This window comes from Saccharicrinis sp. 156 (assembly GCF_050589685.1).
Lineage (GTDB): Bacteria > Bacteroidota > Bacteroidia > Bacteroidales > Marinilabiliaceae > Saccharicrinis.
Genome location: NZ_JBNGOS010000014.1, coordinates 48,049 through 69,191 on the forward strand (window position 1 = coordinate 48,049; position 21,143 = coordinate 69,191).

Below are 21,143 nucleotides of genomic sequence, written 5' to 3' on the forward strand. Positions count from 1 at the left end.
TTTAAATTTTTTTTTCAATATTTTTTATCAACCCCAAACAATTTTTTGTTAAAGCTGTTTTTTTAAACGTCCCTGACAACATATAATTGACCGGACGCATATTTTATAACTTTGACTCTTTCTCCTTTATCTATCATCCCGATCTCCGCAACAGCATCGTATACTTCATTGTCCAGTTCTATCTTTCCCGAAGGGCGCAATGTAGTTTGAGCAATTCCGACTGAGCCAACATGGTTTTGAGGTTCCTCATCTACGCTGATATAACCCAGATCCATATCCTGGGTGGTCTGTAAGGCAACCTTAGCCAATGGTCCGGTAGTGAATAGTCTTTGACTCAATGGGATGCCCACAATAAAGGCAAGAAACGTTCCGGCGGATACAATGATGAGTGACATAAACAACTCTTTTGCAGGTACATTAGAAAAATCAAACACTACATTGTCTACTAAGCTTAAGGTAAGACCTGTAAACACAAGGATTATTCCTGAAACACCTGCAATCCCAAATCCGGGAATCACAAATATTTCCAGTGCAATCAGGACCACACCAATGATAAACAGGATAATCTCCCAATTGGCAGCCAGGCCATCTATATACAGAGGTGCAAAATAAAGTACGGCTGCAATGGCCGATGCAAGCAACGGAAAACCTACACCCGGAGATTGAAGCTCAAAATATAATCCTCCAATAATCACCAATATTAAAATACCATGAAAAATAGGATTGGTCAGAAATCCTTTCAGGCCGCTGTAAAACGTAGGTTTGTAGGTGATAATCTGGAATTCACGATATCCGAGTTTTTCAATTACATCATTTATACTTTCGGCCGTGCCGTCACAAAAACCATGTTTAATAGCTTCAAGGGTGGTGAATGTCAGTATTTTACCTGTGTCTATTATTCCTGCGATATAGATGCTTTCGTCCACCATGGCTTCTGCAATATGCGGATCTCTTCGCCAAACATAAGTGGTATCTGTTCCCGTAACGATAGTGTCTTTACCATGTGCTTCCGCTGTGGCTCTGATGGTGGAGCGCATGTAACTCTGGTATTTGTCGGGCATTTTTTCACCTGACTGATTGACTACGGTTGCCGCTCCAATATTTGCGCCGGGACGCATAAAGATTCTATCGCAAGCAATGGAAATAAGTGCTCCGGCCGAGGCCGCATTGTTATCTATAAAAACGTGAACCGGAATTTTACTGTTCAATATTTTTGTTCGGATGGAATCGGCAAAGACTACCTGGCCTCCGTAGGTATTCAAATGGAGAAGAATCATGTCCGCGCCTATATCATTGGCTTCTTCAAAGGCATATTGGGTATGAATCCATGATGTGCTTCCGATCTCGCGCTTGATATCAAACTTGTACACAATGGCTTGATTCGGAATAGTATCATTCTGGGAAAAAGTTACCGTCGCAACAAGAAAAAGTGCAATAATATATGTGAGTCGTTTCATTTTAATTCTATTAAGTTTCTTCAATTAAAAGTAATTATTTTAAGAACAATGAAAGAATAATAATCACTTTTTATTTATGAAGCGTTTAAATCTTTGTTGATCATCGATTCGGTTATGGAAATAGTGGCTGCTGTTACACTAACGATTGACACGAAACTGGAAATGAGTACTCCAATAAATGGGATTAACAATACCAGCGAAAAAATCGTTCCATTACCGATTACCAGGCCCTTATTCTTTTGCACAAAGGCAACACTCTCGGTGATATCCATTCTTTTTCGTTCCAAAGAAAAGTCGATAAAAGAAAAGCCATAGAAATACGCGGAGATAAAAAACAAAGTTAATCCGGTAAAAAATCCTACAATAGGAACAAAGCTTAGTGTAAATAATGCCACTGTTAAAAGCAGCTCTACCCCCAAATTTCGAAGCGCCAATCGTACGCCCCGCCATATATCTTTTATCAATTGATTAAAGTTGAAGGGAAAATCTTCCCCTGTTAAAATGCTTTCCACTTTTTCGGAGAGAAATGCAAATACGGGTGAGAGGAGTATGATAACAATGTATCCGCCAATAAAGGCAAACATTAAAAAGAACATGATCCGAATCACGATAAACATAACGAATTCGATGGTGGAACTTAAAAAGCCCGATCCCCAGAATTCCCAACTATCCATCTTGATCCAATCGGTAACATAAACGAACCATCTGGTGCTTAAATTCATAGTGGAAGTATATCCCAAAATAAATAATACAATATTAAGCAATAGAGGAAACAGAAAATACCAGGTCAACCTATTTTTTTTAAGAAAATTAAACGCCCGTGAATAGCTATTTATCCCTAATGCGAATCCCTTTTTAAAAGTCATTTTAGCGGTTTTAGTTCCCTACAAAATTATTAAAGAATATGATTTGGCAAAACGTAGCTACAAGAAAGAAAACTGACCCGGAAGGCGGAATAAAAAATTGAATTTTAAAACCTTTTTAAACTTCATCATAAAGTTCTAATTTTCCGTTACCCAAATTTTGCTAATTTTGCAGCTTAAAATATAAATATTGATGATGGACATACAGTTATTAACGGCAATTTCTCCGGTCGACGGAAGATATAGAAGTAAAGTGGATGGGTTGGCACTTTATTTTTCGGAATATGCATTAATCAGATACCGTGTATTGGTTGAGATAGAATACTTTATAACACTTTGTGAGCAACCATTGCCGCAGTTGTCTGAATTTGACAAAAAGCTTTATAATGATTTAAGGAAAATTTATAAGGAATTTCAATTGGAAGATGCGGAACGGATCAAGGAAATTGAAAGTGTCACCAATCATGATGTTAAGGCTGTTGAGTATTTTATCAAGGAAAAGTTTGATGTTCTAAAACTAGAGAAGTACAAAGAGTTTATTCACTTTGGCTTAACATCCCAGGATATTAACAACACGGCTATACCTTATTCGTTGAAAGATGCCGTTAACGATATTTATTATCCGTTGCTGGAAGAGTTAATCGATCAATTGGCAGAATTGGCCGAGGAATGGAAAGAAATTTCAATGTTAGCCAAAACACATGGTCAGCCTGCTTCGCCAACGCGTTTAGGTAAGGAGATGATGGTTTTTGTGGATCGTTTAAAAACACAATTGTCATTGTTGAAAGGCATTCCTTGTTCGGCCAAGTTTGGCGGTGCAACAGGAAACTTTAATGCGCATAAAGTGGCTTACCCGGAGATAAACTGGATTGATTTCGGAAACCATTTTGTGAACGATATTTTAAAATTAGATAGGGAGCAATATACCACGCAGATTTCGAATTACGATAATTTAGGAGCTATCTTTGATAATTTAAAACGCCTGAATACCATTATGCTGGACCTTTCCAGAGATTTCTGGACTTACATCATGATGGAGTACTTTAAGCAAAAGATTAAAAAAGGAGAGGTGGGATCCAGTGCTATGCCACATAAAGTAAACCCTATCGACTTTGAAAATGCAGAAGGTAACCTGGGTATTGCCAATGCAATATACGAACACCTGTCGGCTAAATTACCGGTTTCCAGGTTGCAACGTGATTTAACGGATTCAACAGTGCTACGAAACATTGGGGTGCCTATTGCCCACACCGTAATTGCTATCAAATCGTTACAAAAAGGTTTGGGTAAACTATTGTTGAATAAAGTTGCCATACAGCAAGATTTGGAAGACAATTGGGCTGTGGTTGCGGAGGCTATTCAGACTATTTTACGTCGCGAGGCCTATCCAAACCCATACGAGGCATTAAAAGCATTAACCCGCACCAACGAAGGAATAAATGCTAAAACCATTGCCGAGTTCATTAATACGTTAGACGTTTCGGAGGATATCAAGGACGAACTTCGTTCTATCTCTCCTCAATCTTATACCGGAATGTAAGCGTTTCGGAACAATTTTCTTTGAAGTCAGCTGTGTTAAAGTTACTTTAGCAGCTGACTTTTTTTAATGCATAAATTCAAGAATGAAGGATTTTTTTAAAGTTTTACAAAGATTTATCCCTCCCTATAAACACCATCTGGTGTTGACATTAATATTTAACGTGTTGCATTCCATTTTTGGGAGTGTGGCCATGTTGTTTTCAATCCCCATTTTTCAGGTTCTTTTTGATAAAACCAAAGAGGTGAGTGATTTGGTTGCCTGGGAACTTACTCAGGATGCGTTGGTGAATAACTTTTATTACTACGTTACCGAATTTAAGAACGAGTATGGTATGATGTCGGTAATGCCTTTTGTTGGTGCCTTGTTACTTTTTGCCACCCTGTTAAAAGTTGGCTTTGCTTATTTGGCTTCGCACCAGACGGTTTCTATTCGAAACGGTGTTGTGAAAGATATCCGTATGCAGATTTTTACAAAACTGATTGCATTGCCACTAGGGTTTTATTCCGATGAAAAAAAGGGCGATGTAATGGCACGTGCAACGGGTGATGTTACCGAGGTGGAGAATTCAATCATGTCGTCGCTGGATATGTTTATAAAGAATCCGATTATCATTATTGTATCCATTGGTTTTATGCTTAGCATTAGTTACCAGCTAACTCTTTTTGTGTTCGTAATGTTGCCAATAGCAGGCTGGATTATCGGAAAAACGGGCAAGTCGTTAAAATCTAAGTCCAGGGTTTCGCAGTCGTTGATGGGGAGCATATTAGGAACCATTGAGGAAACCGTTGGGGGTTTGCGCATTGTTAAGGCTTTTAATGCGGAAAAAAAAATGATACAACGTTTCGAGGAAGAAGCGGAAGACTATAGAAAGATTATGGACAAGGTGCGTCGCAGATATGTGATGGCACATCCGCTAAGCGAGTTTCTGGGTACTATTGTGGTTGTAATACTAGTATGGTTTGGCTCGTATATCGCCACTGGTGAAAACGCTACTTTCGATGGGGCCGCATTTATTGCGTATTTAGGTATATTCTATCAAATCATTAATCCCGCAAAGCAGTTTTCCACGGCATTTTTTAATATCCAAAAGGGATTGGCTGCCATGGAACGTATCGATAAAATTTTATTGGCCGACAATAAAATAATGGAGCAAGATGGGGCCGAAGAGGTAAAAGCCTTCCATAAAAAAATAGAGTATAAAAACGTAAGTTTTGGCTACAACGAGCACCAGGTGCTTAAGAGTGTTTCGTTGACCATTGAAAAAGGTAAGATGGTGGCCTTGGTTGGTCAGTCGGGATCGGGTAAAACTACGTTTGTGGACTTATTGCCACGTTTTCACGATATCCAGGAAGGCAGCATAACCATTGATGGTGTTGACATTAGAAATATGAAGGTGCACGATTTACGCGGGTTGATGGGAAATGTAAACCAGGAAGCTATTCTGTTCAATGATACCTTTTATAACAATATTGCTTTTGGAGTAGAAAATGCGACACAGGAACAGGTGGAAAAGGCTGCCAAAGTGGCCAATGCACACGATTTTATCTCGGCTACCGAAAATGGTTATCAAACGTTGGTGGGAGATAGGGGTGGTAAACTTTCCGGCGGTCAACGGCAGCGAATCAGCATTGCCCGTGCCGTGTTAAAAAACCCGGATATCCTGATTTTAGATGAAGCTACTTCTGCCTTAGATACAGAATCTGAAAAACTGGTGCAGGAGGCATTGGAGAACCTGATGAGCTCACGAACCTCCATTGTGATTGCGCACAGGCTTTCAACTGTTAGAAATGCAGACCTGATTTGTGTATTTAACGAAGGTGAGATTGTGGAAAAAGGAACGCACGAAGAACTGTTGCAAAATGGAGGTACGTATAGTAAACTGCATCAGTTGCAGGTAAGGTAATGGCCATGTTTGTCTTTTTATTAATCTGAGTTTGAAATCTAAAGCCATTAAAACCATTTGAGTTAGGATGAAAACCCTTTTTGTAATATTCGTACTTCTATGCACTGCAAATATGGTTTGGGCGCAGGATGACGAATATTTCGTGGATCTAATTAAAAAAGGTGAATATAGAACCAACACCATCGATGTTAATAGGGATAATACCCAACTGTTGATTGGCGCAGAAAATAAATTGGTTGCAGTGTATGACTTGGCGAGCAAAAAGACAGTTTTCGAAGTCCAGGCACATTATCAACCAGTGATCAGCGTAAAATTTTCTGCGGTAGAGAATACTTTTTATTCCGTTGGAGATAGAAGCATCAAATTATGGAAAATAGGAGGGGAGAAGCCGGAAAAAATATACACCGGAACGCATACCAACATTACATCTTGCGATTATACGCCCGGGGAGTTTTTTTTTGTGGCATCTTCGTACGATAAAAAATATCGTTATTGGGATGCTTCTCAGCTTAAAGCCATAAAAACGGTAGAAACAGGCCACAAAAAAAGCATTATAGCCGTTGCAATAAGCAATGACAACAAGTTAGTGGCTACTGGGGCACTGGATAGCTCAATTGAAATATGGCATACGGATTCTGCGGTAAGAAAACATTTGATGTTGGCACACTCTCGCCCCATCTCGTGCCTCGAATTTGTAAACAAAAACAATCATATTATCTCGGCCTCGCATGATGGGAATGCCAGGCTTTGGGACGCAGAAACCGGTGAACCAATCAAAATGTACCTGGGACACACCGAACCTATTAGTTCCATAGAAGTGCGTCCAGATGGAAAATACCTGCTAATGGCGTCATTTGATCATACCATCGGACTGTTTAATATTGCAACCGGAGAAAAAATACATACATATGTGTACCATGAATTTCCTGTGCTGGATGTAGCATGGAATACCAAAGGAGATGGGTTTTACTCGTGCGATAAGGAAGGAAATATTATTGAATGGTCTGTCCCCGATAAAGTATTTGTGGATTTTTATTTTGGGAAAGAGATTGGCACCGAAATTACAGCAAGTAAATTGGTTTTGCCCAGAAAGAAGGGTGAACCGAAAGATGGCTTTAAAGCCAGAAAGGCCAGGGCCGAAAAACTGAAATCTCAATTACGGGATAAATATTACCTAAAGTATCTTGAACTGCAGAAAACGTTTGTAATTGGTAATTGAGGGTTCTGCTGGGGACAATATTTTTTGGTGGTGTATAATGATAGTAAAGGCAAACTAAAGAGACCATCTTTTAACAAAAAAAATGGTCTCTTTAAATCTTACAACTTCCATGTAATCAATATTGCATCAGCCTGGCCATACCAAGGACTGATAAACTCCTGTTTTTTATCGAATTTAGTCTCTTGTGAATACTCCCCTGTTAAAGTATTAAACCACTTAAAGTATACTGGCTTTTTATCCTTAAACATATATTCTTTTCGATATTGGTAGGTTTCTTTGGGTACATAGTTTAAATATTCCTCTTTATCCTTGTGTTTTAAACAGTAACCTGCCTGATTATGCCAGGGTACAGGATTGTACGCGCCAAATGGGTAATCCGTAAACAACTGAGTCATGTGTTTAAAATACTCGAATTTTGGCTTATAGAAACTATCTTCCTGCTCAAAAGGATTATATATTATTGCATTCCACGATGTTCCTTGCCAATAGTAGGTAGAATAAACCCCTGCAAAAGCACATTGATAATTACGCTTTAAACATTGCTCGGCACTGATGTAACTGCCAGGGAAAACCACATAAGGAGATTCTTCATAGCCGCCATGCTCAATATTGAAAACAGGTTTGTCTTTGTATTTGTTAAAATCATTAAGCATGTTAGTGTACAAAGCATAAGTCCAATCCTGGCGTGAAATATAGTCCACAGATTCAGGATGGCGCTTGCAGAAACCATAATCATGAACTGTTACCAGACGTTTAAAGTAGTTGGCGTTTCTCAGTCGCTCAATTCGTTCCAATATATATTTGTCATCAGCCCTACCGTAGAACAAGGCCTCTTTTGAAACATCCCACATGATATTGGGGAAGGCTCCATAACGTTTCACCACATAATCGAAATACATATTATCAGCTTCGGAATTCATTTCCGGCCAGGCTACCAGCTTGTTCCAAACGTAAATCATCAGGTGAGATATGATTCCTTTTTGGTTCATTAGATCGATTGTACGGTCAAATTTTTTAAAGAAGTCCACATTTAACGAGGAATAGTCAGGGTTTTTGTTATCCCCCAAGAATGGGAAGATATTTTTGGGGCCACCAAATTCGTGCTCGGGATGTTTCAACAATAATTCATCTTTTTTCCAACTTACGTCGAACGAAAAAACGTTCATCACTACCTGGTTTAATCCATTTTGTTGAAGCAGATTTAAAAGATGGTTGGTCTTAGGTAACCCCTCTTCGTTATGGTAATCCAAAGCATAGAGCCAATCGCATTCAAAAGCCATCAAAAAATAAGGAGAACCATCTTCGTAGTAAAAATGACGCATATCCTTTTCGGGGATTACAATGCCTCCTTTTGCACCATCTGCAGTTTTGTCAAGAATGGTTATATTTCCTTTTTTACCGTTTAATGATTTCACCTGCGATGTGGTGATATAACTCCAGGTTCCAGTTTCGGAACCAGAGAAACGAAGCAACCACTCGTTACCTCCATTGTAAAAGCCGGGTGCTTTTTGTTTTTTACCTGAAGGGGAAGTGAAAGTGGCGTAAAAATCGGTTACAAAAGGTGTTTTGGATTTGCCTTTGAAAGCGATGTCGATAACTTCCCATTTTTTAATGGAGGTCATCTTTCTCGAAGAATAGTTGGTTTTTAAAATTTCAGCTTTTGATGGGTGTAATAGCACTCCAAAAGAAATTATTAGGAATATTATTGTTTTTCTCATATACGTATAAAATTTTAAAAGTCATTGGTTATTGCCTGCGCTCAATGGTGAATTTACTTTTAACAATGACTGATTAACTATTGACTAATGTCTGATGACCATTCGGATAGTTCAAAGGCATTTAACCAAACCCCTTTGTTGCTTTGGGCATCTTTAAACACAACTGCTACCGGGTTTGTTCCATCTGAAACAATAATGGTTTCAGCTGTTGCAGCAGGAACAAATTGCATGTCTTTACCTTCTGTCGTTTTAGCTTTAACAAGTTCAGAGGAGCCCCCCGTCTCAATGCTGATTTCTTTGCCATACGGCAATTTATGGATTTGTAGCTTTTTGAGTTTATCTACATTGGTATCCATAAGGTCGCTGTTTGTGCGCGGGGCATGATGCCAGGTGGTCAGTTTATAAGTTCCTTTGGGTAATTGAGCAAACTCAAGAGTTATACCTTCTTTGTCGATGCCGATTACACCCTCACCATACGCAAAACCGTATTTCCCAATCACGTTCATCTCGCCCAACCAGCGAAGTACTCCATTGGACGAATTTGTTTTAATACTGGCATCAATGCCTCCGAAGGCATCCAATTGAATAGAAGATGGTTTGTTGTCTTCAGCATTCCAAGGTATCCAGCCAAATTGAATCAACTGGTCTTTAGCGCCCATATCAACCCTTATTCTTTCGAAATCGTATATGGGTTTAGCGTTGGCAAGTATCATATCGTTCTCTTTAGCAACGGAATAGAATGTGGCTGTAGCTGATTTTAAACCTTTGCTTTTGGCTGTTAGCTTTATTTCACCGGGGGTTGTTCCCGCTTGAATTAACACTGGTGCTTCTCCTGTTTCAATAAACATAGGGTTGGCATTTATGTCGGCATCATCACCATAAATTGCAGCAGGACCCGCAATGGAGAATTTTACCTCTCCAATGGAATCCTTTACCCAGGTTCCGTTTTTATCCAACACCCTGGCATAAGCCACTAAAATATCTGAACCATCCGCTTCGAATTTGCGGCCAACCGTATCAATAATTAGCTGAAGGCTTCTGGCTTTTTCAGGTGTGCGTATTGTTTTTGAAACATACTCTTTGCCATCTTTATATCCAACTCCTTTTAATTCTCCATCTTCATAATTGGATATTGTGAAATGAAAAGGAGGATGATCTAACCCGAAATAAACAGAATCGCGTGAAGGCTTTTGTTTCATAAACGGTTTTCCATTTATGAATAATTCTACTTCATCCGCATTCGAAAAAACGTCTAGTTGCTTGGTTCCACTTTTCCAATCCTGTTCAATATGCAAATAAGGTTCTTTTCTCATTTCCGATGGATACCAAAGCAGTCCTTTTTTAGGTTGACGGAAAATAGTCATCGCCCCACTTCTGGTTCTGTCCTTCATGCTTTTGTATTTGGCATGAGTAGGATGGAAGGTATAATATGCATGGGCTGTCCATGAGATGATTCCAGTCATTTTAGGATCGCGTTTGTGAATGGCTACTTCCTTTGGCCCAGAATGACCTTCCATAGCAAGCATGGTTTCCGACCTGTCCCAAACAAACGGACCGTAAAGCATATTGGCATTGATATCCGTTAAACCTGATGCTTGCCAGCCTGTCCAGCGGGCACTTTGCGATGCGGTCAAGCGGTTTGGATCTTCTTGTTTGATGGCGTAGTGTACCTGGGGGACATAACCTCGATGGTTGATACCTGCACCCCAAATTACAACGGAAGGGTGATTGCGGTGATTACGAACCATTATGCGGGCAGCTGTCTCCAGGTTCTGGAACCAGAGTTTGGTGTTGTTCATAGTAATCCAGGTAGGTGCTTCTTCGTAAACCAATATGCCCAATTCATCACAGGCTTCCATAATAGCATTATCGTGCGGGTAGTGAGCGGTACGCATTACGTTAAAGCCTAACTGTTTAAATTGAAGCATGTCCTTATAATGCAAAGAATTGGGCACAGCATCGCCGAGGTATCCATAATGTTGATGACGGTTAAAACCAATCAAATCAATCGGCTTTCCGTTAAGCATGAAGCCCAATTCGTTATCCAACCTAAAAGTCCTGATGCCTAGTTTGTTTTCAACACAATCTGCGCTGTTGCCATCCACGCTTACTTCGGTGTTAACACGATATAAGTAAGGATTTTCCGTATCCCATAATTGCAGGTTGTCTTCGATCCCGCCAATCTGGTTGAATTCAACATCAGCACCTGCTTCTACTCTTTGTTCCGAAACCAACTTGAGTACCACGATGCCTTTATCATCAATCACCCTGTTAATGACTTCACACTTTTTTGCGGTGTTATTCTCGTTGCGAACAAATGTTTTTATGTTGATGGTCGCATTCATGTTGACCGGGTCAACACTGGGGGTAGTTATGGTAATACCCGCATTGGCTTTTTCCCAGTTGTAAGTGATATGTACCGGATCTGTTTCTACCAGATAAACATCACGATACAAACCACTAAACTTGACATAATCGAACGGGCCGGCATCGGGAGGTATATTCTCGTTTCTTCGGTTATCCACCAATAAGGTAACCTGGTTGGCTTTTCCTCTTACTACAAATTCAGAGATATCGAAGTGAAATGGGGAATAACCGGTAACCGCAAACTGACCCACATGTTTTCCATTTACCCATAAATCGGTAACTTGGTGGGCTCCTTCGAATTCAAGATATACTTTTTTATCTGCACCGGAAGTTATCAGAATATCTCTTCGGTACCAACTAACGGTTCTATGGAAAGTTGGTTGATCTTTTGCATCGTTGCAAAAATCCAAGGTTAACGAGGTTGGTTTCAACGTATGGGGTATGCTGATGTTTTCCCATTTTGAATCATCGGTTTCTTCAGCGTAAAAACTGGCTCCGGGATCTCCTAAATGAAATTTCCAACCCGTGTTGATACATTCTTTTTTTCGGTTTGAATCCGGGTAACCATATGGTAGTTGCTTATTCTGCGTAAATACGGATGTTACCAAAACAAGCAAAGCAAAAAGTAGATTTGTTTTAAACATTATTTTGAATTAAGATTATTTTATGAGTTCAAGTTATGGCTATTTCAAAAATCTTGGGGTTAAAAATTAATTACAAATAAGGGGAGGATTACTTTGCAAAGGAGGTTAAGCACATCAATAATCGTTTAATATAACTGTAAAATATTTTAAAAGCCACCTTTATAAAAGAGTGGCTTTTAACTAAAATCTAACGTTATATGAGAAACATACTTGAATTATTTAATCATTAACTTTCCAACATAAATTTTGCTGTTGCCTAAAATTCTGATCATATAAACACCTTTTATCAAATTTAAATCTGAAAAATAAACTCCTTCGTTATTCAGCTCGTACGCATCTGAAATCACTTTGTTGTACATTGGCTTTCCGTTTATCGCATACACCGTAATTTGGGCATTTCCGGTGACAACCTCTTCTACAACAATTCTAAAATCGTGGTGTGCAGGATTAGGGAATATTTTTAAAGTTCCATGGTTGGAGGTAAGATTAAAAATACCACTATCAGGATCTTGGTCATCCTTTTCAACAACTTCTCTTGCCCAATCGGCCCCTGCAATCCATCTATCCTGGCCATATTCATATGCGCCAATATCCGGTTTTGAGCCATTAAATCCATCTGTGATCCCAGCAACTTCGGTGCCCGCATCAATCAAGTATGAATCTGCAGAGGGAACAAAGTTAGTATCCTCTACAGAAACAAATGGTTGGTTGCCATTGATAATATTTGACCCAATATTGGTTCCGATCCACTCCGCACCGTCGGAGCTGGTGTCAGAATAGTTGTTGTAAACCTTGATTCTTTCCATGTTATAACCGTTGGCCCATCGCCCCATACCATGACCGGCTTTCCATATTGTATTGTTGTAAAAGTTGATGTCGGTATTGTACCAGTTTATCATTAGCCCGTTCCAGGTAATATTCCATACTACATTGTGATGCACATCGTAACCTTTACTGTTGTTATCCAGGTAAATTCCTGCTGCCCTGCCATCAGCATAATCAGGCCCATAAGAATCGTGAAACCAATTATGGTGGATTACTGTGTTTTTTAAATCGGTATTGCCTACTGTGTAAAATACACCACCATCATTATTTATTTTCATGCAATCGAATACATCGTTGTAAGCCACGGTTGAATTTGCACCACTGGTATAAATGCCATCCCTTCCGCAGGAATAAATGGTATTATTGGTAATCGTAGCACCCGGGCAATTGGAACGTATTGGATTGGCATGAACTCCTATTGTATTAAAATGTCGAACCACATTGTTATGGATGGTATAGTTTTTACTTCCTTTCCAGGCTGTTAACATTGAAATTCCATTGCCCGAACCATATTCAATAAGGTTATTCTCTACAGTAATATTGCTCCCTTCAAGCTTTATGGCAGCATTACCAATTTGTGCATCAGTATTATCCAGTTCATCTAACGATTGCAAGCAGTTTTGGAATTTTCCGTTTTTGATAACACAATAATTCCCCTTAACCTCCACTGTTCCTCCAAAACAGGATAGACCATCAACATGTATGTAATCTTTGTTAATTTGCATGGTGTAAAGCCTAGCACCTGCTTTTAACGTCACATCTTCTGGGTTCGCTCTACCGGGTAACATGCAATATACCGTTTGATCTTGACCATCGTAAAACCATTCACCCGGATAGTCAAGAGCATCTAATTTTCCGAATAAATAAAACCTACCTCTGTTTTCGTTTCTGTATACGGTAGGATTGTGCGGATTAAAAGGCCATTTGCTAATATCTACCCCTGTAAAGCTAAACTGACCACTTCCAGATGAAGTGATCTCCCTGGTCCAGCTCATCCCCGAATGGGCCCCCAAATAACAAACATAACCGTCGGTCCAGTCAACAGAAGGCAGTCCATTGGCTGTAATATGTGAACCAGAGCCTCCTGTTGCTTCGTGTCCATCGAATGATAACCTGTCGTTATCCTCATTATTTGGCCATCTGGCAATATCTAAGATACTATCATTACAGAATAAAACGTTGTATTCTACCCCTAAATTCAGGGTAGTATTGGCTTTGTAGATATCTCCTGAATGGTTCGTCCAGTTATCGAGTATTTCAGTGGCATCTATTACTACATTATCCTGTTCAAAAGTGGTATATGTAATTGGGTTCCCCTCAGTACCTGAATTGGTTGGACTAAGTATTTCTCGGTATACTCCTTCCTTAATGTAACAAATGTCTCCGGCAACCATGATAGACGCTGCTTTTGAAATTGTTAAAAAAGGTTGGTCTAATGTTCCTGGATTACTGTCATCCCCTGTTTTTGCAACATAGTAATCTGTAGCGTTTATGTTGACAGACAAACATAACAATAAAGCCCCTACTAGTATATTTAGCTTCATATTTTAACTTTTTGTGATAGGTTATAAAGTTAAGCTATCAGGGACAAGGGGAGGTTGAAATATTGTATAAATTAAACGGGGCATTTTCATACAAGGATCAACAATCCCCTGGATTACCTTCTTTTATCACAAACCTATCCGTTTACTTAGTTTCTACTCTTCTTTTTTTTATGGAAAATTCCCACCTGTATCAAATGGTAACCTTCCTTCTATTTCAGGAATACGTTTTTTTCAGTACGATGAAGATGGCGAAGAATATTAGCGTCCACCTTTTCTAATTCTTGGCAATTCAACGCCGGTAGCAGGAACCATTTTTGTGATATATCAAACCATAGTTAACTAACCCTATGGCTATATCACAATGTTTATCAATAGCTATCGCGTTCCCGTGAATTGAGTTTGTGTTTTTAAAAGACTTTGGGTAAAAATGCCATCAATATTATACCAACGATATTTATTATTTAGTTTGGATGCTATTTCATTTGTTGACAAAAGGCATTGTTTAGTTAGATAAACCTGCCGTATGCATTAAAAATCCTGTTTCGCAATTCAACTACTTCAAAACAAGACGTTTCACGGAGTTGCTTCAACGTAACTGAGCCGAACTATTCTTGGTTCAGCAATCCCTTGTTTTAAGGTATTTTAAATGCTCATTACGAACCTCTAATAAATAATCCGGGATAATTTATAATAAAAACAGGCAATTGTAACGTGGTCGCAACTAACACTTGAAACGACCTGCTTCATATCTTTTCCATTGACCATTTCAGTCATGGTTTTGATATTGTTTTCATCATCCCTCTTCATTGAGATATTCCCATTTTCTGTATTTTGGTCGCTATCAAGCGATATGGCTGCTGCCGCATATCCTGCTGGTAAATATATTCGGCATGTGTAGTCTGAAATCCGGTTACAAAGAATGGTTTTGCATGTTCGCAGTTCTATTTCCTGTTATTTCCCTGCCGTTCGTGGTAACTAACTAGGTGGTGAAAGTCAACAGTGGGGTTTGGTAGAGGAAAGTCGAAACCGAAACTAATCCCGTTTCTCCTATCCGATTTAACAGTTGATGTCCGTCAAGTATAAATCCAGTGAATTATTTAATATGTTGCAATATTACCCCTGTAAACGCCATAAAATGTATCCAGCTTATCAGCGCATTTTCCTCAATTTTAACGGATAAATCGTTAGGCTTGTTAATTAGTCAATTTTCACATGGAAAATATTAAATATAAAAAAAGAATATTTCTTTTGATGCTGGGTGCTGTTGTATCATTTCAATCATCGTTATGTACTGCGCAATTTTGGGATCAATTAAAAAATGAACGTGTCGAGTCTGGTAATACCATTATTTGGGAACAGGTATCTCCCGGGAATTCAGGTTTTGCCAACTTGCTGCGTTATCATCCGACAATACCTAACAAGGTAGCTTTTTGTCAGGATATGTGGAATCACTACCAAAGTGATGATAATGGTAAACGCTGGTATAGTACCGTGGACCCGGATGGAGATGGCGGTTTTGGACGTATGCTCGATATTGAGTATTCTGTCAGCAATCCTAAACTGGCTATTGCTATAGCTACTTCGGAGTTGTGGATGTCCACGGATACAGGCCGCACCTTTTCTGTAGTGCCAAACTGTGCCTGGTACGACAAGGATACAGATGGAACTGACAAGTCGGCCTGGAAAAAAAAGGTGGCTGCTGTCGCCATTGATCCCAACGATGCCGATGTTTGGTTTGTGGCCGGAGGGTCCAACGTACGTGGACAGGATTGGATGTCATGTTATCAGGATGTAACCAAAGATAACCCTCGAGGCAAAACAGCGATACACGAGGGAGAACTGTATCGAACAACAGATGCCGGGACAAGCTGGACTTTGGTTAACTCAGGGCTGGATCCCAAAGCTCAAATTGGACGCATCGTTGTAAACCCTAAAAACTCACAGCAGGTTTTTGCTTCGTCTAATTATGGCGTGTACAAATCGGAAAACGGAGGAACAAGCTGGGCGCAAGTTTCGAGTGGCAAATTGGACAATGATATCATCATGGATATGGATTTTTACTATAACGAATCTTCGGGTAAATTTACGCTATATGTGATAGATCAGGTACATTACCTTCCGGACGGAACAACTACAAAATGTACAGGCGGTATTTTCTTTTCTGATGATGGAGGAGCAACCTGGACCAAGATAAACGGTGATTTGGGTTTAGATATCAATCGATTAACTGGTGGAGTTCCAGGTAATTACTACAAATATATTGCTAAGTGGCTAGGGATAACCGAATCAGTAGCAAAGTCGACGTATCCTTCGCTTCCAACAAGCGCGTTGCAGTATTTTAATATGTTGAGTACCGACCCAAGTAGGGAAGGGGCTTTGTATATAGGTTTTGCAGACCCTCAGGTAGCCAACTCAATTATGCCGGGAAGATTATGGACCACAAGTAATAATGGCGAAAAGTGGATTAACACAGCCCGTTTGTACGAGGATAGCTGGGAGGCCGATAAAGCATATTGGGAAGAGAGAGGTAACCCATGGCACGAAAATATGGAAGTAGGTCATGCTTCTCCACACATGCGATTTGGTACTGATTATGCTTTGCGTTCGATGAGGGGGGTGGATGTAGGTGTGAATGGTAGTGTAATGATTATTTCGGATCACAGTACTATGTTAAGCACTGACCACGGAGCTACCTGGAAACAAGTGGATGAAGATTATACTTCTTCAGGAGCCATTGTTGGCCATGGAAATAGTAATCTGCCTGGCCTAACCATTGCGCAGGACAGGCGTTATGAATCAACACTTCTAGGTTCCGGGGAACATAATCTTTGGATTCCTACTGATGATAGTCCCGATGAAAGACAAGCAATCAAGTTTGTCGACAGTACACAGCCAAGTGTTAATTGTTTGGCCTATGATCCTTATGATGCGAAGATAGTTTATGCTACTTCAAGCCGGCAAGAAAACAAACAGAACATTTTTAGGAGTACGGACGGGGGAGAGACCTGGGAAAATTATGGAGTTGCTACTCCTGCCACAAATGCATGGTTGGATGATTTTTATACCAACGGACTTATTATTGATCCAATCAATAATAAATACATGTACCATGGAATTACCAGAATTGTTGATCCGTCAAAAGGAACACAAGGGGGATTCTTTTATTCCGATGATTATGGCAAAACCTTCAGGCAAAGCAATAGTGGCTTGCCTTCACCGGCAAGGATAAACGATATTAAGTTCGACCCGAGAGATAATTCCATGGCTTCTTTGTTTGCTGCTGCTGAAAATTATGAATTCTCCTATGAACCGCCTCAGGCTTCAGGAGGATTATATCATTCAACCAATAGGGGAGCAAGCTGGACTAAAGTGAATACCCCTTCAGAGGTAAAAGGGGTTCAGTTTATTGAAATTGACCATACCAATCGTATATATATTACAACCGGGTATAGGGGAGCTGGTGCCGGAGTTTGGTATACCGATGATTTTGGTGACAACTGGACCCAGATATTTGAATACCAGGGAACAGAATGTATCGATATTTCTCCTTTCGACCACAACCTTATGGTGGTTACCTGTAAGTTCATGTCAAAGAATCCGGGTGTCTTTGTGAGTCGCGACCGTGGTATTACCTGGGCTAAAAGCAATAAAAACATTGTAATTTCCCAAGAAATTGAGGATATCAAATTCGATATTTTAGATGCCGGAAAAATGTGGCTGGCAACTAAGGGTACCGGGTTTTATCGAGGTACCATTGAAAACGGAGACCAGGTGCAGGTGGTAGAAGTAACACCTCATGTTGTTGAAGCAAACAATGAAGCTTCTGTTCAATTAGGTGCTTCAATTGTAAATTCTGATTTTACCGGAGAGACGATCATTTGGAAATCAGAAAATACGGATATTGCTACCGTTGATGGAAACGGGATGGTAACTCCCGTTAAAGGAGGCCATACGAAAATTTGGGCTACAACCGCAGATGGAAGGTATTCTGATTATGCGGTGATTACGGTTGCAAATGATGTAGCTGTTAGGCCATTTAAAGCAGATGAACCTTACCTGTTTCCCAATCCTGTAATATCAACATTATCCATAAAAAACCTAGATGTATTTGCCTATGCAGAGGTGATAAATATTTCCGGCCAGACAGTAAAAATGTACGGAGATAAGGATGTTCTAAATGTTTCTGACCTTTTGCCGGGAGTGTATATGTTGCGCGTGAATAGTAATTCTGACGTTAAATCATTTAGGTTTTTAAAAAAATAAGTGGTAAAAAAAGCCATTAGAAGTTCCTTTTTTAACAAATGAGCCTTGGGGTTTTACCAAAGCTTCCTTTGAACTTTTCCTGGCAACTCGGTTTAACCCGGATTATGCACTGGGGGTTCGTCATGCGCATTGCAAGTACAATAAAACAAGTCAACCCAAACGAGGCATCACTTGTCCCGATTACTTTCGGGAGCATCGTTCTGGTGAGTTGAAGTGATGCAACGAAGTGTCTTGTTTCAAAGTAATTTCAATGTGTAATAGAATTTCTAATGCATATTGCGGGTTTAATTAAGGCGCTAATGTGCGTGCTCGTGATTCATCGTTTCATGATATATTTTTAAATCCTAACCATCTTTAGTTTACCTAATTCATATGGAAGAACACTTAATATTTATAACTTAGAGAAATGACGACAAAATTGATAAACCCCAAAACATAGATCGTGAACTGGAAAAAGATTACAATCACAACAGTAAGGATAGCTATTGGTTGGCATTTCTTGTACGAAGGTATCTCAAAAATAGTAATTCAAGACTGGAGCGCTGCTTCCTACTTAATGGGGGCCACTGGCCCTTTTTCAGACTTTTACCATGGGTTAGGTGAATCCGAAACCTTGTTAAAAGTAGTTGATCTTGCAAACATGTATGGATTAGTTCTTATCGGATTTAGTCTTTTTCTGGGGGTAGCCATTCGTATTTCTTCTATTTCAGCTATTCTACTGTTAACCCTTTATTATTTTGCCTATCCTCCATTTGGAGGAACTTTGTTTGGAGCTACAGAAGGAAACCTTTATATCGTGAACCGAATATTTTTAGAGGCTTCAATATTAGCTGTATTACTGAGTATAAAAGAAAAGGGCTATGGGATATTTGCTTTATCGTCTGTGTTATTTTCGCATAAAAGTAATATGGAAAAAGTAAGTAATGATGAAAGGGACAGTTCCAGGCGTGAAGCGCTTAGAAACCTGATAACTGTTCCTGTTTTAGGTGTATTTGGCGTTGGTGCTATACACGAAAACAATAAATATGGAGTTGATACACTTTCGGGAGCCACCATTAAAATTGGTAAAGCGGATATAAGTGAGTTAAAGGGAGAACTGCCCAAAGGGAAAATTGGAGCGCACGAAATCAGTAGATTGGTGATGGGCGGAAACCTGATAGGAGGGTGGTCGCATTCGCGCGACCTGATTTATGTTTCGAGCTTGTTCAGAGCTTATAATACCGAAGCCAAGATATTTGAAACACTTCAACTGGCTGAGGAGGCTGGGATAAATACCATCAATATTGGTTATCCTACAAATGCAACCATGCAGAAATATAAAAGAGTTACCGGAAGTAAAATCAAGGTTATCTCGCAGGTTGGGCACAATAAGGATAACCCGTTTGTATACATCAATAAAGCCATTGATTATGGTGTAGATATTATTCAGATCATTGGAAATTCAACCGATGTGCTGGTTCGGGACGGTAAAATTACCATGGTAGATAAAATGGTGGATGAAATCAGACGTCAAGGATATACTGCAGGAATAGGTGCTCATGCTTTGGAAGCCCTGGTTGAGTGTGAGAATGCAGGTATCATTCCAGATTATTGGATGAAAACCATGCACCACGATCAATATTGGTCGGCACACCCAAAGGAAAACCGATCTTCGTTTGAAGTGATGGGAGGAAGGAACAAAGAACACGATATGTATCATGATAACCTTTTCTGTTCTTATCCCGAAAAAACAATCGATTTCGTAAATAATGCCAAGGTTCCTGTCATGGGGTTTAAAGTATTGGCAGCAGGAGCCATAAAACCTGAGGATGGTTTCAACTGGGCCTTTGAAAATGGAGCTGATTTTATTTGTGTGGGTATGTTCGATTTCCAGGTGGTTAACAATGTAAATACAACAATCGATGTTTTGAATAACTTAAATGGTCGTAGAAGACGTTGGTATGGGTAGAGAGCCCCAATACATGTCCGGATTGAGCGGGAGGTGTGCAGTAATTAGCCTAGGGTGCAAGCCCTAGGGGAATAGGAGATAATATTGTTGCGCCACAGGCGTGAAGTCTGTATCGATGAGAGAAGCCATTAATCCCATACATCTCGATCATCAAACTCCACATTATATTTTTTCAGATACGCTTTAAATTCATCCTTAAATGCTAACAGAAAACACTTTTCATTTTTTATCCATGGGTATACTTCTAGGTCTTTCGGCGGGTTTATCGCCAGGACCGCTGCTAACCTTGGTATTGACACAGACGATAAAGTATAATAAATCAGAAGGCATTAAAGTTGCGCTATCTCCGTTAATAACTGATCTGCCCATTATACTGATTACCCTTTTTATATTCAAGGAACTTTCACAATTCGATCTTGTTTTGGGCATGATTTCATTTGTTGGCGGTGCATTTGTGGCATACCTGGGATATGAATCTATAAAAACCAAGAAACTTAACTTGAAAATAGTAGATGAAAAATCGCAGTCCATACAAAAAGGAATTATTACCAATTCCTTAAGTCCGCACCCATATCTCTTTTGGGCTACAGTGGGTATTCCGTTGTTGTTTAAGGCTTATGAAATAAGTTTGCAGAACGCCATCATATTTATGAGCTCTTTTTATGTGATGTTGGTTGGTTCAAAGGTGACTATAGCTATTATTGTTTCTCGTACCAAAGTATTTATGGGGCAGAAGGCTTATGGTTGGATTATGAAGGTATTAGGTGCGGCCTTGTTAGTTTTTTCATTAATGTTTATTTATGAAGGAATAAAATATCTGAAATAGCATAATCAGAAATGCACCCCATTAAA

At 39.6% G+C, this 21,143-nt stretch carries 11 protein-coding genes; 6 read left to right on the forward strand and 5 right to left on the reverse strand.

What is annotated here, in order from left to right; all coding sequences use genetic code 11:
- Nucleotides 1-62: 62 nt before the first annotated feature.
- On the reverse strand, nucleotides 63-1,457 hold the full coding sequence (locus tag ACRD64_RS10715) for an NfeD family protein (RefSeq protein WP_430933340.1): 1,395 nt from the start codon (nucleotides 1,455-1,457) through the stop codon (nucleotides 63-65).
- Nucleotides 1,458-1,531: 74 nt separating this feature from the next.
- Entirely contained in the window at nucleotides 1,532-2,323 is a 792-nt protein-coding gene (locus ACRD64_RS10720) for an EI24 domain-containing protein (RefSeq protein WP_430933342.1), read from the reverse strand.
- Nucleotides 2,324-2,513: 190 nt separating this feature from the next.
- On the opposite strand from ACRD64_RS10720, the gene purB reads away from it, so the two are divergent.
- The 3 genes from purB (at nucleotide 2,514) to ACRD64_RS10735 (ending at nucleotide 6,982) form a co-directional block, all read left to right on the forward strand.
- Nucleotides 2,514-3,860 (forward strand): adenylosuccinate lyase, encoded by a 1,347-nt coding sequence (purB, locus tag ACRD64_RS10725; RefSeq protein WP_430933343.1) that lies wholly within the window; start codon nucleotides 2,514-2,516, stop codon nucleotides 3,858-3,860.
- Nucleotides 3,861-3,942: 82 nt separating this feature from the next.
- On the forward strand, nucleotides 3,943-5,763 hold the full coding sequence (locus ACRD64_RS10730) for an ABC transporter ATP-binding protein (RefSeq protein ID WP_430933344.1): 1,821 nt from the start codon (nucleotides 3,943-3,945) through the stop codon (nucleotides 5,761-5,763).
- 67 nt (nucleotides 5,764-5,830) lie between these two features.
- The gene (locus ACRD64_RS10735) at nucleotides 5,831-6,982 is read left to right on the forward strand and encodes a WD40 repeat domain-containing protein (RefSeq protein ID WP_430933345.1); all 1,152 of its coding nucleotides are present in this window, start codon (nucleotides 5,831-5,833) and stop codon (nucleotides 6,980-6,982) included.
- A 98-nt stretch (nucleotides 6,983-7,080) separates the two neighbouring features.
- Here the strand turns inward: ACRD64_RS10735 and ACRD64_RS10740 are convergent, their stop codons facing one another.
- The 3 genes from ACRD64_RS10740 to ACRD64_RS10750 all read right to left on the reverse strand — a co-directional run bounded on the left by ACRD64_RS10740 (nucleotide 7,081) and on the right by ACRD64_RS10750 (nucleotide 14,080).
- Complete coding sequence (locus ACRD64_RS10740; protein ID WP_430933346.1) at nucleotides 7,081-8,700, reverse strand: DUF4038 domain-containing protein; 1,620 nt, start codon at nucleotides 8,698-8,700, stop codon at nucleotides 7,081-7,083.
- A 77-nt stretch (nucleotides 8,701-8,777) separates the two neighbouring features.
- The gene (locus ACRD64_RS10745) at nucleotides 8,778-11,711 is read right to left on the reverse strand and encodes a glycoside hydrolase family 2 protein (RefSeq protein ID WP_430933347.1); all 2,934 of its coding nucleotides are present in this window, start codon (nucleotides 11,709-11,711) and stop codon (nucleotides 8,778-8,780) included.
- A 215-nt stretch (nucleotides 11,712-11,926) separates the two neighbouring features.
- Nucleotides 11,927-14,080 carry a T9SS type A sorting domain-containing protein gene (locus ACRD64_RS10750; protein ID WP_430933348.1) on the reverse strand — a complete coding sequence of 718 codons (2,154 nt, stop codon included), beginning with the start codon at nucleotides 14,078-14,080 and terminating at the stop codon, nucleotides 11,927-11,929.
- A gap of 1,212 nt (nucleotides 14,081-15,292) precedes the next feature.
- On the opposite strand from ACRD64_RS10750, the gene ACRD64_RS10755 reads away from it, so the two are divergent.
- The 3 genes from ACRD64_RS10755 to ACRD64_RS10765 all read left to right on the forward strand — a co-directional run bounded on the left by ACRD64_RS10755 (nucleotide 15,293) and on the right by ACRD64_RS10765 (nucleotide 21,117).
- Complete coding sequence (locus ACRD64_RS10755; protein WP_430933349.1) at nucleotides 15,293-18,343, forward strand: VPS10 domain-containing protein; 3,051 nt, start codon at nucleotides 15,293-15,295, stop codon at nucleotides 18,341-18,343.
- A 442-nt stretch (nucleotides 18,344-18,785) separates the two neighbouring features.
- Complete coding sequence (locus ACRD64_RS10760) at nucleotides 18,786-20,291, forward strand: hypothetical protein (protein WP_430933350.1); 1,506 nt, start codon at nucleotides 18,786-18,788, stop codon at nucleotides 20,289-20,291.
- Between the two features lie 199 nt (nucleotides 20,292-20,490).
- On the forward strand, nucleotides 20,491-21,117 hold the full coding sequence (locus tag ACRD64_RS10765; RefSeq protein WP_430933351.1) for a LysE family translocator: 627 nt from the start codon (nucleotides 20,491-20,493) through the stop codon (nucleotides 21,115-21,117).
- The last annotated feature ends 26 nt before the right edge of the window (nucleotides 21,118-21,143 follow it).

Bases quoted from the DNA above. Each gene is read 5' to 3' on its own strand.
- ACRD64_RS10715 (WP_430933340.1), bottom strand. From the start codon at position 1,457: ATGAAACGACTCACATATATTATTGCACTTTTTCTTGTTGCGACGGTA.
- ACRD64_RS10720 (WP_430933342.1), bottom strand. From the start codon at position 2,323: ATGACTTTTAAAAAGGGATTCGCATTAGGGATAAATAGCTATTCACGG.
- purB (WP_430933343.1), top strand. From the start codon at position 2,514: ATGATGGACATACAGTTATTAACGGCAATTTCTCCGGTCGACGGAAGA.
- ACRD64_RS10730 (WP_430933344.1), top strand. From the start codon at position 3,943: ATGAAGGATTTTTTTAAAGTTTTACAAAGATTTATCCCTCCCTATAAA.
- ACRD64_RS10735 (WP_430933345.1), top strand. From the start codon at position 5,831: ATGAAAACCCTTTTTGTAATATTCGTACTTCTATGCACTGCAAATATG.
- ACRD64_RS10740 (WP_430933346.1), bottom strand. From the start codon at position 8,700: ATGAGAAAAACAATAATATTCCTAATAATTTCTTTTGGAGTGCTATTA.
- ACRD64_RS10745 (WP_430933347.1), bottom strand. From the start codon at position 11,711: ATGTTTAAAACAAATCTACTTTTTGCTTTGCTTGTTTTGGTAACATCC.
- ACRD64_RS10750 (WP_430933348.1), bottom strand. From the start codon at position 14,080: ATGAAGCTAAATATACTAGTAGGGGCTTTATTGTTATGTTTGTCTGTC.
- ACRD64_RS10755 (WP_430933349.1), top strand. From the start codon at position 15,293: ATGGAAAATATTAAATATAAAAAAAGAATATTTCTTTTGATGCTGGGT.
- ACRD64_RS10765 (WP_430933351.1), top strand. From the start codon at position 20,491: ATGCTAACAGAAAACACTTTTCATTTTTTATCCATGGGTATACTTCTA.